This window comes from Rhizobium sp. BR 314 (assembly GCF_047445805.1).
Classification (GTDB): domain Bacteria; phylum Pseudomonadota; class Alphaproteobacteria; order Rhizobiales; family Rhizobiaceae; genus Rhizobium; species Rhizobium lusitanum_B.
The window spans coordinates 106,661-122,425 of sequence record NZ_JARWLA010000016.1 but is presented as its reverse complement, the minus strand read 5'-3'; the positions used below and the strand labels follow the sequence as shown (position 1 = coordinate 122,425).

At 56.9% G+C, this 15,765-nt stretch carries 12 protein-coding genes and 1 pseudogene; all 13 read left to right on the top strand.

All coding sequences use genetic code 11. The features are described from left to right. Positions 1–315: 315 nt before the first annotated feature. Positions 316–2,229 (top strand): annotated as a pseudogene (gene dnaK / locus QD461_RS20300) (molecular chaperone DnaK); the annotation flags it as partial. A gap of 240 nt (positions 2,230–2,469) precedes the next feature. Then, complete coding sequence (locus QD461_RS20295) at positions 2,470–3,372, top strand: DnaJ C-terminal domain-containing protein (RefSeq protein ID WP_414089374.1); 903 nt, start codon at positions 2,470–2,472, stop codon at positions 3,370–3,372. Further along, on the top strand, positions 3,369–3,665 hold the full coding sequence (locus QD461_RS20290) for a chaperone modulator CbpM (protein ID WP_414089373.1): 297 nt from the start codon (positions 3,369–3,371) through the stop codon (positions 3,663–3,665). The genes QD461_RS20295 and QD461_RS20290 overlap by 4 nt, the downstream gene beginning before the upstream one ends. Positions 3,666–3,749: 84 nt before the next feature. Further along, the gene (locus tag QD461_RS20285; RefSeq protein WP_414089372.1) at positions 3,750–5,141 is read left to right on the top strand and encodes a sigma-54-dependent transcriptional regulator; all 1,392 of its coding nucleotides are present in this window, start codon (positions 3,750–3,752) and stop codon (positions 5,139–5,141) included. Continuing rightward, positions 5,134–7,158, top strand: coding sequence for a cache domain-containing protein (locus tag QD461_RS20280; RefSeq protein WP_414089371.1), 2,025 nt, complete (start codon positions 5,134–5,136; stop codon positions 7,156–7,158). Before QD461_RS20285 ends, QD461_RS20280 begins: the two co-directional genes overlap by 8 nt. 208 nt (positions 7,159–7,366) lie before the next feature. After that, positions 7,367–7,759 (top strand): hypothetical protein, encoded by a 393-nt coding sequence (locus tag QD461_RS20275; protein ID WP_414089370.1) that lies wholly within the window; start codon positions 7,367–7,369, stop codon positions 7,757–7,759. A gap of 173 nt (positions 7,760–7,932) precedes the next feature. Further along, positions 7,933–8,466, top strand: coding sequence for a DUF1269 domain-containing protein (locus QD461_RS20270; RefSeq protein ID WP_414089369.1), 534 nt, complete (start codon positions 7,933–7,935; stop codon positions 8,464–8,466). A 47-nt stretch (positions 8,467–8,513) separates the two neighbouring features. Then, entirely contained in the window at positions 8,514–11,117 is a 2,604-nt protein-coding gene (gene clpB, locus QD461_RS20265) for an ATP-dependent chaperone ClpB (RefSeq protein ID WP_414089368.1), read from the top strand. Positions 11,118–11,233: 116 nt separating this feature from the next. Next, positions 11,234–11,476 (top strand): DUF2171 domain-containing protein, encoded by a 243-nt coding sequence (locus tag QD461_RS20260; protein ID WP_414089402.1) that lies wholly within the window; start codon positions 11,234–11,236, stop codon positions 11,474–11,476. Between the two features lie 214 nt (positions 11,477–11,690). Continuing rightward, positions 11,691–12,410, top strand: a complete 720-nt coding sequence (locus QD461_RS20255) for a hypothetical protein (RefSeq protein ID WP_414089367.1) — start codon at positions 11,691–11,693, stop codon at positions 12,408–12,410. Positions 12,411–12,765: 355 nt separating this feature from the next. After that, complete coding sequence (locus tag QD461_RS20250; RefSeq protein WP_414089366.1) at positions 12,766–13,830, top strand: Dyp-type peroxidase; 1,065 nt, start codon at positions 12,766–12,768, stop codon at positions 13,828–13,830. Between the two features lies 1 nt (position 13,831). Further along, a complete protein-coding gene (locus QD461_RS20245; RefSeq protein ID WP_414089365.1) occupies positions 13,832–14,656 on the top strand; it encodes a family 1 encapsulin nanocompartment shell protein in 825 nt (274 codons plus the stop codon). Positions 14,657–15,324: 668 nt separating this feature from the next. Further along, positions 15,325–15,717 carry a DoxX family protein gene (locus QD461_RS20240; RefSeq protein ID WP_414089364.1) on the top strand — a complete coding sequence of 131 codons (393 nt, stop codon included), beginning with the start codon at positions 15,325–15,327 and terminating at the stop codon, positions 15,715–15,717. Positions 15,718–15,765: the final 48 nt, after the last annotated feature.

Sequence of the window (15,765 nt, the reverse complement as noted above, 5' to 3'; positions counted from 1 at the left end):
GCTGTCTATAGCGCTGGACATTTTGTCTGGCAAAGGCCGGACATCCTGTCCAATCCGTCGGAGAAATGCGCTGTAACGCATTGATATCTATGGATATCAACAACTGGCACAACTGTTGCTAATCTGAATGGCCGTTACGGCTTCAATGGCACATCACTGTCCGAAAACGGTGGCGATTGGAACGATTTTGGATTGGCGGCGTCATGTTCGGGGAGGGACATCAACAACAATTCGGCGGATGAACGAACTGCCATGGGCGTGCTGATCCCTTGAGAAAGACCTTGCGGGACTGAACCATCTAATCCGAGAGATAAGCAGAGGAGCAAAACGGTGAGCAAAGTTATCGGAATCGATCTGGGAACGACCAACTCCTGCGTTGCCGTCATGGACGGTAAGAACACTCGAATTATTGAGAACTCGGAGGGCGCGCGGACGACGCCATCCATTGTTGCATTCACAAGCGATGGCGATCGCCTAGTGGGTCAACCCGCCCGTCGGCAAGCTGTAACCAATCCGACCAATACAATATTTGCCGTAAAGCGCCTTATCGGTCGCCGTTATGATGATCCGACCGTAGAGAAGGATAAGGGTCTTGTTCCCTACAAGATCGTCAAGGCGGCCAATGGAGACGCATGGGTAGAAGCCGAAGGCAAGACCTACTCTCCATCCCAGATTTCCGCCTTCATACTTCAAAAAATGAAAGAGACTGCCGAAGCAAATCTCGGGGAAAAAGTGACGCAGGCGGTTATAACGGTGCCGGCCTATTTCAACGACGCCCAGCGCCAGGCAACGAAGGACGCGGGCAAGATCGCCGGACTTGAAGTTCTGCGCATTATAAATGAACCGACGGCAGCTGCGCTTGCCTATGGACTTGAAAAGAAAAAGCAATCCAAGATCGCGGTCTATGATCTCGGCGGCGGGACGTTCGACATCTCGATCCTCGATATCGGCGATGGCGTTTTCGAGGTGAAGTCGACGAATGGCGATACCTTCCTTGGAGGGGAAGACTTCGACATGCGTCTCGTCGAGTATCTCTGCTCGGAGTTCAAGAAGGACCAAGGGATCGATCTGAGATCGGATAAGCTTGCGCTCCAGCGCCTCAAGGAGGCGGCCGAGAAAGCGAAGATCGAGCTGTCGACGACGACACAGACCGAAATTAACCTTCCGTTCATCACCGCCGATGCGACTGGTCCGAAGCATCTTCAGGTCAAGATCACCAGAGCGAAATTCGAGTCCCTGGTCGAGGATCTCGTGCAACGGACAATCGAACCCTGCCTCAGCGCCCTAAAGGATGCAGGTCTTACCGCCAAGGAGGTGAGCGAGGTCGTACTTGTCGGCGGCATGACCCGAATGCCGAAGATTCAGGAAGTCGTGGAAAAGATCTTCGGCAAGGAACCCCATAAGGGCGTGAACCCTGATGAAGTGGTTGCTGTCGGTGCTGCGATCCAGGCAGGTGTGCTGCAGGGAGACGTCAAGGATGTCCTGCTTCTTGACGTAACACCCCTGTCCCTCGGATTGGAAACGTTGGGCGGGGTCTTTACCCGCCTAATCGAGCGGAACACGACCGTGCCCGCGAGAAAGAGCCAGACATTTTCGACGGCCGAAGACAACCAGAGTGCAGTTACGATCCGTGTTTTCCAAGGCGAGCGTGAGCTGGCGGCCGACAACAAGCTGCTCGGTCAATTCGATTTGATGGGGATCCCCCCGGCTCCGCGCGGCACGCCGCAGATTGAGGTGACGTTCGACATCGACGCCAACGGCATTGTCAATGTTTCCGCCAAGGACAAAGGAACCGGACGGGAGCAACATATCCAGATTCAAGCTTCCGGCGGCCTTTCGGAGGCGGACATCGACAGAATGATCAAGGATGCGGAGACGCATGCCACCGAGGACAAGAAGAGGCGAGCAACCATAGAGGCCAAAAACGCCGGTGATGCTCTCATCCATGAAACCGAGAAAACTCTGACAGAGCATGGATCAAAGCTTTCTGACGCCGATCGCCGCGCGGTTGAGGACGCCGTGTCCGGTCTGCGTGAGGCATTGAAAGGCAATGATGGCGAAGCGATCACCGCCAAGATCAATGCCCTCCAACAGGCGAGCATGAAGCTGGCTGAGGCGATCTACGCGCAACCCCAGCAGCCAGAAGCCGGCTCTGCCTCGTCGCATGGCGACGACGTGGTCGATGCGGAGTTCACGGAGCTCGACGACGATAGGAAGAATGCGAACTGAGAATGGCGGCGGCATGCTCATCTCCGCCCATCTCATTTCATCGTAATCGCAGCGGAATCCAGCCGTCATGTACCGCGTCGGCTGGAACGCGGTGATCCTCCCCGCGTGAGGGGTGGGGGCGCCTGGTCGGTATCCCTCACCCCTTAAGCTGTCTTGCTCAATTCTGAAGGTCGGAGTTCAAAAGTTGCGAGGGTCCCTCAGGTCGGAAATTGGGCATTTTAACCGTAACCGGAGTAAGACGTGAAAAATCCCTATGAGGTCCTTGGCGTTAGCCCGACCGCGTCTCCAGTGGATATCCAATCTGCCTATCGTAAGCTTGCGAAGAAACTTCACCCTGACCTGAACCCGGGTGACAAGTCTGCCGAAGACAAATTCAAGGAGGTCGCGGCTGCTTACGACCTGGTCGGTGACCCGGAAAAACGGAAGCGTTTTGACGCCGGCGAAATCGACGAAAGCGGGGCTGAGCGACCGCAGCACCACTATTACAGGGATTTCGCTCATTCCGACGGAGGTCATCCCTATATGGATACGTCGGGCTTTGCTGATTTCATGGGCTCCGATGATGCATTTGCAGAGTTGCTCAGGCGAAGCCAGCGCAGCCATGCCAATCGTCGCGGCGAGGATCTCCACTACACACTGGCGATATCCTTCGTTGAATCCATAACCGGTGCCAACAAAAGGCTGACGTTACCCGGCGGCGGAACTCTCGATGTCACCATTCCAGCGGGGCTGATCGACGGTAAGATCCTGCGGCTCAAGGGCAAGGGTGCGCCCGGCGCCGGAAAAGGTGGCCCAGGCGACGCTCTCATTGAGGTGGAGGTCGTTCCGGATCCTCGCTTCGAACGCGACGGCGACGATATTTCGATCGAGCTGCCGATTTCTCTCAACGAGGCCGTGCTCGGTGGAAAGATCCGTGTGCCGACCCCAACCGGCGATGTGTCGATGTCGATTCCAAAGGGTTCGAACACGGGCACAATCTTGCGCTTGCGAGGCAAAGGCGCCCCACAGCGCGGCGGCGGACATGGAGACGAGCTCGTGAAACTGAGGATAGTTCTACCCAAACATCCCGGGCCGGAGCTCGAAGCCTTTTTGTCGGGGTGGTCGGTTGGAGGAGACTTTAACCCACGGGAGGACAGATCATGATCTTTACGAAGACGGAGTTCCTAACGCGGTCGAAATTGCAGATAAAAACGCTCGAATTGTGGATCGAGCACGAGTGGGTCATCCCTCAGGACAGCGCAGACGGCTCAATCTTCTCTGAAGCTGATTTGGCCCGGGTGCATTTCATCCGCGAGTTGGAGGACAAGGTTGGTGCGAACGACGCAGGCATTGACGTCATTCTGCATCTTCTTGATCAGCTTCACGGTATGCGACGTGCCTTCGAGCAGCTGCAATCTGAAATGAGGACCGTGAAATCCTATCCGTTGTCTGGTTAGGATTTCCGGTCTGATCGCGGTGCGATGTTTGTCAGACGGGATGCGATGCCGGAACTTAGAAAGGGAATACCCCAGGGAGGGGCAATGTCAGAATCTGATTCAAATGAAACCTCGGAACGCTTGGACGATCCTGAGTTCGGGCCATGGCTTGCGCAAGCCTCGATTCTCGTTATCGATGACGAACCGGGAATGAGAAATTTCCTGCTGAAAACGCTTGGTCCTAGATGCAAACTCATCGATGAGGCCGAAAACACGCTCGAAGCGTCCCGCAAGCTCGATCAGCAGCATTTCGACGTCGTGATCCTCGACAATATCATGCCGAAGGTGAACGGTCTCGACTGGCTGGCGGAACAGCGCGCCGCGGGCTTCTTTTCCGACGTCATTCTCGTGACGGCCTATGCCGACCTCGACACGGCCATCAATGCGCTTCGTGTCGGCGTCGTCGATTTCGTCCTGAAGCCCTTCAGGTCAAACCAATTATTGAATTCGATTGCTCGCTGTCTCGATCGTAGCCGGTTGCAGCGCGAGAATGACGTCCTGCGACATCAGATGAATTTTCCACCGTACCAAGTCTATCTCCGCAACAACATCATTGGACAATCCACCGCGACCGAGAAAGTGAGGGCGATGATTGGTCGTGTCGCCCCAATCTCGACATCCGTCTTGCTGACGGGGCCATCCGGCACCGGCAAGGAGGTCGCCGCCCGCTCCATACACTCGCTCTCAAACAGGGCAGACAAGCTGTTCGTTCCGATCAATTGTGGAGCGATTCCGGCAGACATGATCGAAAGTGAATTGTTTGGCCACATGAAGGGGGCCTTTACCGGCGCCAACCGGACGCGCGAGGGACTGTTGCTGCATGCGCAGGGCGGCACTATCTTCCTCGATGAGATCGCCGAAATGCCGTACCATCTTCAGAGCAAGCTGTTACGCGTGCTGGAGGATAGACGAGTTCGGCCGGTCGGCTCCGAACGGGAACTCCCGTTTGACGCCAGGTTCATCTTTGCCACAAATGCCGATCTCGAACAGCGAGTTGCCGATGGCGCCTTCCGCGCGGATCTATTTTTCCGGATCAACGTCGTTCAGATCCAGTTGCCTCCCTTGAAGGAGCGGGGCAATGACGTTCTGGAACTGGCGGCTCTGTTCATGCGGGAAGCAGCCCAGCAGATCGGCATGCCGCCGCTTGAGATCGACGACCATGTTCGCTCCTACCTGCTCCGGTATGATTGGCCCGGCAACATCCGAGAACTCCGAAACTTCATTGAAAGAGCGATCATTCTGGGCAGCTTCCCGGAAGAGAGCGAGAGGTCGCCAACCCTGCGCGAACAGCCGGGTGGACAGAGCTTGGCGGAAATAGAAAAGCGGCATATCCTCGCGGTCCTGCGCGAGGTGGGCGGAGACCGCGAAGAGGCAGCCCGCCGATTGGGGATCTCTCGCAAAACGATCGACAGAAAATGTGTAAGCTGGAATGGGTGAGGGTACGAGCGATATTTCAAAGCCCAGGGCGTCCGTCCGCTACCGTCTCCTGGCAATTGCGCTCGTGCCAATGCTCGTTATCCTGCCCGTATTGTTGGGCATCGCGATATACCGCTGGAGCGAGCGGTTCGACGCGCTTGCGGTATCCAAGGTCAATGACGATCTGACAATCGCGCATATTTTTGTCGACAGGATGTTGCAGGGGACCGAAGAACGCCTGGCGGCCGTCAGTGAGTCTGCTCGATTTCGGGATCTCGTCGCATCGCGGGCGAATTCACCTGACCAGTTGGCCGCATTCCTGAATGAGACAGCGCAGGTCCGTGGTCTTGATCTTCTCTACCTTATCGACAGTTCCGGCACTGTGATTGCAAGCAGTCGGCCTCTCGCCACGATGGCGCCGCGTTGGGACTGGCCGGTCGTCGAGGCGGCATTGGCCGGTCAGTCCCTCGCCCGATTTGACCTGCTCGATCACAATGAGCTTTCCTCACTCACACCCGATCTTGCCGAGCGTGCACGAATTGCGCTCGTTTCGTCAAGATCGAACCCGAACCCAGACGGCCAAATCGAAACGCGGGGCCTCATCCTGCATGTCGGGGCGGCTGCACAGCTCGGCGATGGCGGACGCGGCGCGCTGGTTGCCGCCGTGCTGTTGAACAACAACAGCTCCTTTGTCGATACGATCAACAAGTTGGTCTACAATGAAAACAGTCTACCCTCCGGCAGCCGAGGGACTGCGACCGTGTTCCTCTCGGACGTTCGCATCAGCACCAATGTCAATCTCTTTGAGGGAAGGCGTGCGATTGGGACGCGTGTCTCACGTGAGGTCGGCGATGCCGTGCTCAAATATGGCAAGACCTGGAGAGAGCAGGCTTTCGTTGTCAACGACTGGTATATTTCGGCCTATGAGCCATTACTCGACAGCTACAACCGTCGTGTCGGGATGCTCTATGTTGGCTTTCTTCAAAAGCCGTTTACCGAGGCGAAACGGGAAACACTGGTTGCCATCATCTTAGCGTTCGGGGTTGCCGTCGCTGCGACGGTGCCACTGTTTTTGGTCTGGGCGAGCAACATCTTTCGACCGCTGGAGCGCATGACAAGGACGATCAGTTCGGTGGAGCACGGTGATCTTTCGGCGCGGACAGGCCTCCCGAAAATGACCGACGAGATTGGGTTGGTGGCGTCGGAGCTCGATCACTTGCTTGATCAGGTTCAGGAACGTGACGCCGAGTTGCGACTCTGGAACACCGAGCTCAACCAGCGTGTCGAAGAAAGGGCGCGCGAATTGCAGACGGCAAACGAACAGCTCGAGACCACGACCAAGCAACTGATCATGTCGGAGAAGCTGGCGGCAATTGGCGAGATTACGGCCGGCGTCGCTCACGAAATCAACAATCCCATTGCCGTCATACAAGGTAATCTCGAAATCATTCAATCCATTGCGGGAGACAGAGCCGACAAAGCGAAAGACGAATTCCGGCTTATAGACCAGCAGTTGATGCGCATCAGCGAGATGGTCACCAATCTTCTCAAATTTTCAAAACCCCAGGAATATGCGGGCGTTCTTGAGCAATACAATCCTGCTGATGTCATCGGCGATACGCTCCCCCTGATCCGGCATCTCCTCAAAAAGACGACGACTGCCATCGAGAGACAGGATGAAGCGTCGCGGTTCGTCGTCATGCCGCGCACCGAACTCCAGCAGGTCATGATCAACCTGATGGTCAATGCGCTCCACGCCATGCCGCAAGGGGGGACTTTGGTTCTGCGCACGTTCGATTCCGACGTGGATGGAATTCCGGGCGTTTCGGTTGAGGTCTCGGACACCGGTATCGGCATGGAACCGGATGTCGCCAAGAAGATCTTCGATGCGTTTTTCACAACCAAGCGTCGTGAAGGCACAGGGCTCGGTCTTTCGATCTGCCAGATGCTTGTTACCCGCCAGGGCGGCACGATCTCCGTCAAAACCAAGCCTGGCGCTGGAACGACATTTACGGTCTGGCTTCCCGAAGCTGCTTGAACGGGACTGGAAGTTGGGACAAATCTTCCGCCTTCGATCGACACCTTGTCCGACGACATTCGACAGTTGAATGTCAAGCTATTGAAACTATTTGGAGTGAGAGAGGTGGCACGATTTTCGCTGGTCGGTTCGGATGACCATCGACCTCATACCGCTAGCGGCTCGACCGAAACGGGTGTCGATAAAGGTCGGCTTTCTGGAGGATAAAATGACCGTAGTCTCGATCGAACAACTTTCGAAGGATATACAGGCATCGGCACAGCGGATCGAGGAAGCGGGATTGATCCCGCAATCAAGAGATCAGCCTTTGAACGCAAATGACCTGCTGTTTTATCTGACGGGAACGTCGATGCCGATGGCGGACTTCCTGCGCCAGCATGGGCTCTTTCTCAATGACCAGGGATTGAACTTTGATATCACCCAGTTCGGCCTGATCGGCCGGATGGCGAACGACGTCATCGCCCAGCGTCAGGCGGCAGACATGCAAGGCGTCTGGAAGCAATTTGACCTTTCGACCGACGAAGACATGGATAGCAATGGAAGTTACATCCTGATCGCGCTCGAGGCGCTTGAAATCCTCTACGGCGCACGCTTGGTTTAGCAAGCTATCGCCGCGGTGAGCAGACAGTTTGTCTGCCGTGTACCGACAGATTGTCTGGAGTTGCCTCCCTGGCTCGGTCAACTATCTGATTTTTATGGATTCTCCATCTGGCACGGAGGTTGCTCCTGAATTGCGCGCCTGGACCTCGATAGTCCGGAACGAGGGAGGAAGCTGTGTCCGATCTGATCGTCATCGTCTACCCGACGGAAGACAAAGCGGAAGCCATAAGACAGAAGCTTCTGAACCTTCAAAAGGAATATCTGATCGAGCTCTCTGACGCCGTGATCGCAGTCAAGCAGGAGAACGGCAGGGTCAAGCTTGTCCAACTGATCCATCCAACGGCGGTCGGGGCAATTTCCGGCGGTTTCTGGGGTCTGCTGATCGGATCGATTTTTCTCATGCCTCTCCTGGGGGCATCCATTGGCGCGGCCTCGGGTGCGCTCGGCGGCGCGCTCAGCGACTTTGGCATCAACGACGGCTTCATGAGGGAACTCGCAATAAATTTGAAGCCGGAAAATGCCGCGCTTTTTCTGCTGATCCGTAGCATGACCGCAGACAAGATTCTCGACGAGCTCAGGGGGACCGGTGGGACCGTCCTGAGAACCTCGCTGGATCATGCGAAAGAACAGGCGTTGCGCGATGCGTTGGTGGTGTCGCCAGGTTTTGGCAATTTGCCTCTTACTCACGGCAAGGCCCCGCAGAGCTGAACCACTTTCTCCAGTCATCCAAATCGTCCTCGTAACAGGTGGCCGAAATGAATATCGAAAAATTTACGGATCGCGCAAAGGGCTTCATCCAGTCGGCACAATCGCTTGCCGTGCGGGATGGTAACCCGCAGTTCACCAGCCTGCATCTATTGAAGGTTCTGTTGGACGACGATGAAGGGCTTGTTTCCGGCCTTATCGATCGAGCCGGCGGCAATTCGCGAACGGTTCTCGGCGCGGATGAGGACGCGCTTGTGAAGTTGCCGAAAGTCTCGGGATCGGGCGCCGGTCAGGTTTACATGACGTCGGAACTGGCGCGCCTATTCGATGCGGCGGAGAAAATCGCCGACAAGGCGGGGGATAGCTATGTGACCGTTGAGCGGCTGTTCCAGTCCTTGGTCGAGGATCGGGGTAGCGATGCCGGCAAGGTTCTTTCCGATACCGGAGTTGATCCCGCGGCCATTAGGGCGGCCATTGACGCATTGCGCAAAGGGCGAACTGCCGACAACGCATCCGCGGAGAATGCTTATGACGCGTTGAAGAAATATGCCCGCGACCTGACAAAGGCAGCGCGGGACGGGAAACTCGATCCGGTGATCGGTCGCGACGAGGAGATTAGGCGAACGGTCCAGGTTCTTTCGCGCCGGACTAAGAATAACCCGGTTCTGATTGGTGAGCCGGGTGTCGGCAAGACGGCTATCGTCGAAGGGTTGGCGCTTCGGATCGTCAATGGTGACGTGCCGGAGAGCCTGCACAACAAGAAACTGCTGGCGCTCGATCTCGGTGCTCTGATCGCGGGCGCAAAGTATCGGGGCGAGTTCGAAGAGCGGCTAAAAGCTGTGCTGCAAGAGGTGACTTCGGCCGAAGGCGGCATCATCCTGTTCATCGACGAAATGCACACGCTGATCGGCGCCGGCAAGACCGATGGAGCCATGGATGCCTCCAACCTGTTAAAGCCTGCGCTGGCGCGTGGGGAGTTGCATTGCGTCGGCGCGACCACGCTCGATGAATACCGCAAGCATGTCGAAAAGGACCCGGCGCTGGCGCGGCGCTTCCAGCCGGTTTTCGTGCCGGAACCGAGCGTCGAGGATACAATCTCCATCCTGCGCGGCTTGAAGGAGAAGTATGAGCTTCATCATGGTGTCAGGATAGCCGATGCGGCACTGGTCGCGGCAGCCACCTTGTCCAACCGCTACATCACCGATCGGTTCCTTCCGGACAAGGCCATCGATCTAATCGACGAGGCCGCGGCTCGACTGAAGATGCAGGTCGACTCCAAACCCGAGGAGCTCGATTCAATCGATCGTGACATCATTCGTCTGAAGATCGAGCAGGAGGCGCTGAAAAAAGAAAGCGACAAGGGATCGAAGACGCGCCTTCACGCGCTCGAAAAGGAGCTCGCGGACCTTGAAAAGAGATCGGCCGATCTGACCTCCAAGTGGCAGGCGGAGAAGGGGAAACTTTCCGATGCCCAAAAGATAAAGAGCGAGCTTGAACACTATCGGACAGAGCTTGCCAACGCTCAGCGCAAAGGCGAGTTTCAGCGGGCCGGTGAGCTTTCCTATAGCACTATTCCCGAGCTCGAAAAGAAACTCGCCGCCATCGAGGCAACCGAGACGTCGTCCATCAGCGAGACAGTGACCGCCGACAACATTGCCCAAGTGGTGTCGCGCTGGACAGGCGTGCCGGTTACCAAGATGCTGGAGGGAGAAAAAGACAAGCTTCTTCATATGGAGGAGAAGCTCGGAGAGCGTGTCATCGGGCAGGCACAGGCCGTGCGCGCCGTCTCCACAGCGGTGCGCCGTGCTCGCGCTGGACTGCAGGATCCCAATCGCCCAATCGGCTCCTTCATGTTCCTCGGTCCGACCGGCGTCGGCAAGACGGAGCTTGCCAAGGCGCTGGCGGAGTTTCTGTTCGATGACGAAACCGCCATGGTGCGTATAGACATGTCGGAGTTCATGGAGAAACACTCCGTTTCCAGACTAATCGGAGCACCCCCAGGCTATGTGGGCTACGATGAAGGCGGGGCATTGACCGAAGCCGTGCGGCGACGACCCTACCAGGTAGTCCTTTTTGACGAAATCGAGAAAGCCCATCCCGATGTCTTCAATGTGCTGCTCCAGGTCCTTGACGACGGCCGTCTCACGGACGGCCAGGGTCGAACGGTCGATTTCCGCAACACGCTGATCATCATGACCTCGAATATTGGCGCGGAGTACCTGGTCAATCAACCGGAAGGCGAGAAGACCAGTGTGGTGCGCGAACAGGTCATGGCGATGGTTCGCGTGCACTTCCGCCCCGAATTCCTCAACCGCATTGACGCGATCATTCTTTTTCACCGTCTCCAGAAGACTGAAATGGGTCGCATCGTCGACATTCAGTTCAAGCGCCTCCAGAAGCTTCTCGGCGATCGAAAGATCAATCTATCGCTCGACACCAAGGCGCAAAACTGGCTTGCTGAAAAGGGCTGGGATCCCGCCTTCGGAGCCCGTCCGCTCAAGCGAGCCATCCAGCGCTACGTGCAGGATCCGCTCGCCGAACTGCTTCTGGCTGGGGAGGTGCACGACGACTCGTCGGTGAAGCTCTCTGTTGGAAAGGGCGCACTCACCTTCAACGGCAAGGCCGTAAAGATCATGGATGATGACGATGAATAGGGGATTCTGAACCCTTTGGGCCACCACCCAGCGTCTTGGATTATTGCAATCGCCACATAGCCGCAACCTACCAAAAGAGGAGTAGAAAAGTGACAAACCATAAAATCAAAGAGGGAATGGAAGTCATCGGTGCAGACGGCGTTCACGTTGGAACAGTGGATCGCGTGGAGGGCAATCGCATTAAACTGATAAAGAGCGACAGCGGTGACGCCTTCCATAAGGGCCGACATCACCATTACATCGAACTCGGCTTCGTTGCCGGTGCCGAGGGTGACAAGGTCCGGTTATCCGCCAACGCTGATATAGCGGTGACGCTCGAGGAAGAGCGATCCGGGCGCCCTGTACCCGAGACCGAATGAACAGAGCGCCGCCCGGCTTGCGTGCGTCTCGATTGAGCACGAGAACAGACCATCTCCGAACGAAGACACTCGTCGACGAGGAGAAGTTGTTTAGTGCATACTGCTTTTGTCGAGCGCGGCCGCGAACTGATAATGCCCAGATCGCCCGAACTTCGAGGCCATCTTGCATCTATCAGGTCGCGCACGGTTCCGAAGGTGCTCGAATGCTACGATCTTGCGGCGACTGCGCGCCCCTTTCGATACCAATCCGCAGGCAGTGTCACAGCACGAGAAAGACAGCACACAAGGAATGCACGCAGATTTGCCTGGAACTGGAGGCGGATGTCGCACTGATCGTTACGATCGGCGTCACTTGAAACCCAGCCCGCTGGCCGGCGGCTTCATCTTATTCGTGAAGAGGAGACACAAAATGGGCTTTACCCGCAAAGAGGAAGAGAGGGCGCTTGACGCCGATGAGCGCCAAGTCGTCTCGCAGACCCGCCATCCGGCGATACAGGGCCTGTCCGACGAGGCATTGGACAAGCTTGTCCGACGGCTTCGGGACATGCGTGATCGCGCCAAATCGCAGGCGAACCAGCAGCGCCGGGAAATGAGAGGGAAGTCAGATCCGAAAGGTGCGGCGCCGAAGCGCTCCGACGCGGGCACCCGGCTCAAAGCCTCCGTCCTGTCCCTGAGCCTGAAGCGCTTGAATGCGGAAATCCAGCGGCGGGCTTCGATGTCGAGGAATCATTCACTGGCAGAAAATGCACGCCATGCGCTTGAACTGAAGCTTCAGGCCAAGAAAAACAACATTCCGTTCAATACACGGCATGCAAATCAGGGGATGCGCGACATCCCGGACAAGAACGTGACTTCGCTTGTGCGCCCGGCCGAGCGCGGACGGTTGAAGAAGGCCGCGGCAGTATTTCAGGCAAGACGCGATGCCTCGGAGTGAAGGCGATTGCGTGTGCCTCGGATATTTGCATCGGTCTTCGGCGTTCTTGTTTGACGATCGCAGCCGACCAAGGTCGCATCTTGACACAGGTTGATCTTAAACTGGGTCTTACCGAGGTCACCCAGGCGGCACGTGAACCACACCGCCGGTCGACGTCGCATGACTGAATGGACAGCCGCGCACGCTAGCCAATGCCGCCTGACGATGACGTTGCCGTTCGCAGGCGCATTCATCGGCACAGGTGCTGCGGCGATTGATCTGGCAAATCGAGCTCGGAGCCTCTGGCGCACCCATCTTGATGGTCGTTCCTCTTCACCGGGCAGATGTGCCAACCAAAGGACACAACGGATAGAACATGGCAGCAGAAGACACAAAACCAAGCCCTCAGCCCGTTGTCGCGCGGCTGACGCGTGCGGCAATTTTCCTCATTTTGACCATCAAGCCCGGGGCTGAAAGCGAGACGGCCGTAAGATCTATGTGCGCTGATCTCGGCGGATTGCTCCGTGCAGTCGGCTTCCGGGATTTGGACGGCAGGTTGTCCTGTGTCATGGCTTTCGGATCCGAAGCATGGGACCGCCTTTTTGAAGGGCGGCGGCCGCGGGAGCTACACCCGTTCAAGGAAATCCGCGGTGTCCACCATGCGGTGTCCACGCCGGGGGATGTGCTGTTTCACATCCGGGCTGCCCGCATGGACCTTTGCTTCGAACTGGCAATGGAAATCATGTCGAGACTTGGCGACGCGGTGGTTAGCGCCGACCAGGTTCAAGGTTTCAGGTACTTCGATGATCGAGATCTGATTGGCTTCGTCGACGGCACTGAAAGCCCCGTTGACCAGGCGGCGATCGACGTGACAATTATTGACGAGGAAGACCAGGCCTTCGCCGGCGGCAGCTACGTGATCGTGCAAAAGTATCTCCATGATCTCAAGAAGTGGAATGCGATCCCTGTCGAAGTGCAGGAAGGCATTATCGGCCGCAAGAAATTATCCAACGTCGAGCTCGATGACAGTGTCAAGCCAAGCTACGCTCACAACGCGCTGACGACGATTGTCGAGGATGGCGAGGAACTCGATATAGTCAGGGACAACATGCCGTTTGGCGATGTCGCCAAGGGTGAGTTCGGAACCTACTTTATCGGCTATGCGCGTTCTCCGACGCGCATCGAAAAAATGCTGGTCAATATGTTCGTCGGGCGGCCTCCGGGCAATTACGACCGCCTCCTGGACGTCAGCACCGCTATGACAGGTTGTCTTTTCTTCGTCCCGTCGCAGACCTTTCTCGACAATGTCGAGCCTGATGCCGGTTCTGCCACCGATCGCACGTCGACCGGGAACGATAGCTCGGATGACATAAACTCGCCTTCCCGCAATGAAAATGGGCGCGGATCCCTCGGGATCGGTTCTTTGAGAAAAGAGGCATGACATGAACAACCTTCACAAGGAGCTTGCTCCCATCTCGGACAGGGCTTGGGACCAGATCGAGGAGGAGGCGAAGAGGACGCTTAAACGGCATCTTGCCGGACGCCGGGTGGTGGATGTCGATGGCCCGAAGGGGCTGGACTATTCGGCCGCGGGTACCGGACATTTCAAGCAGGTTGCAAGCCCCGGCGACGGCGTGCAGGCAGCCTTGCGCGAGGTGAAGGCGATTGTAGAGCTCCGTGTTCCATTTGAACTCTCACGATCCGCAATCGACGACGTCGAACGTGGCTCGGAAGACTCCGATTGGTCTCCAGTCAAGGAAGCCGCGCGAAAGATCGCCTTCAGTGAAGACCGTGCCATTTTCGAGGGCCTTGCATCCGCAGGTATCCAGGGAATTCGCGAGGGCAGCAGCAACCCGGCATTGACGCTTCCTTCAAGCCTTAAGAACCTGCCCGACGTCATCGCAAGGGCCGTCAGCCAACTTAGGCTCGCGGGCGTTCAGGGCCCCTATGCTCTGGTCCTTGGCGAAGCGGCCTATACAGCAGCAAGCGGGGGAAGCGATGAGGGATACCCGGTCTTTCATCATATCGAAAAGCTGGTCGATGGCGGCATCATATGGGCCCCCGCGATCAGCGGTGGATTCGTCGTGTCAACCCGAGGCGGAGACTTCGAACTGGACCTCGGCCAGGATATCTCGATCGGCTACCTCAGCCATTCTGCGACAACAGTCGAGCTCTACTTCCAGGAGAGCTTTACGTTCCGCATGCTGACTGCCGAAGCGGCAATCGCCCTGTTGCCGTCACAGGTCGCAGCAAAAGAGAGCGCGTAGTTGCCGGGCCAAGGACGGATCGAGCGTAGACAGCGACCTGCCTCATGCTTTCGTCGTCGAAACCGGATTTGGTGGGCTGGCAACGGCCCACCACCTCACATCCGCGCCAGCGCGCATCACCCTCATCGATCGACGGAGGCCGCCATCTATTCCAGCCGTTGCTGTATCAGGCGGCGGCCTCCGTCGCATCGTTCGAGACTGCGTGGCCGATCCAATCATTGTTTGATCGCCTTCCAAATGTTGCGCCCGGTTTGGAGATGTGATTGGCGTTGGAAATCGATCCACCCAGTTCCGACTCGCTCCGCGGACTGAGGCTCCATTGGGCAAAGGCAAAGATAATTGTTGGCGCGACATAAGGTTGCGTCGATGAAGCGACCTTTGCCGACAAGGCTCAATCGGATCGGCGCTATCCCTTGAGTTTGCCCGGATGTCTTGACTTGAGGTGGCTACGGTAGAACGAACACTGTTGTAAGGGGGCGTAAAGGGCAAGGACAGGTTGTCACCCGGCCGTCGAACATCTTGTCCACCACCATTGCAGAGCCCTTCATTATCCTGTTGAAAACATTGATGCTTTCCATTGGCGCGTTCCTTGCATCGCCATGGGACGTAGAAACATGATCAATGTCGGGTCTGTCGACGGCGGTCACCTCAGTGGAGGACGCAAGAGCATGCACAAAGAAGGTCTTTTCATTGCGAGGTTGCTCCTTGGAGTACCGTTCATCGTCTGGGGAGCATTGAAGCTACGGGGTGACGAAGCCAAGTTGGTGCCCGGGCTTCAGGCTTTGGGAATCCCTGATGCAGGTTTCTTCGCCTATTTGATCGGAGTGTGCGAGCTTGTCGGTGGAGCGGCTTTGGTTCTCGGATATCCCGTGCGTACGGCAAGCGTCCTGCTTGGCGTCTGGTGCCTCGTTACAGGCTATGACGCCCATAAAGGAAACATCACGGAACTCTTGAAGAACGTGACCATGGCAGGCGGATTCTTCGCGTTGGCGGTCGCTGGCCCAGACACAATTTCCCTTTTCGGTGGAGCGCCCGCAGGTATCTTCGCCTATCTCCCTTAGAATGATGCTGTCGTCACGGCCGCCCGCCTTGCTGACCCGACACGACAG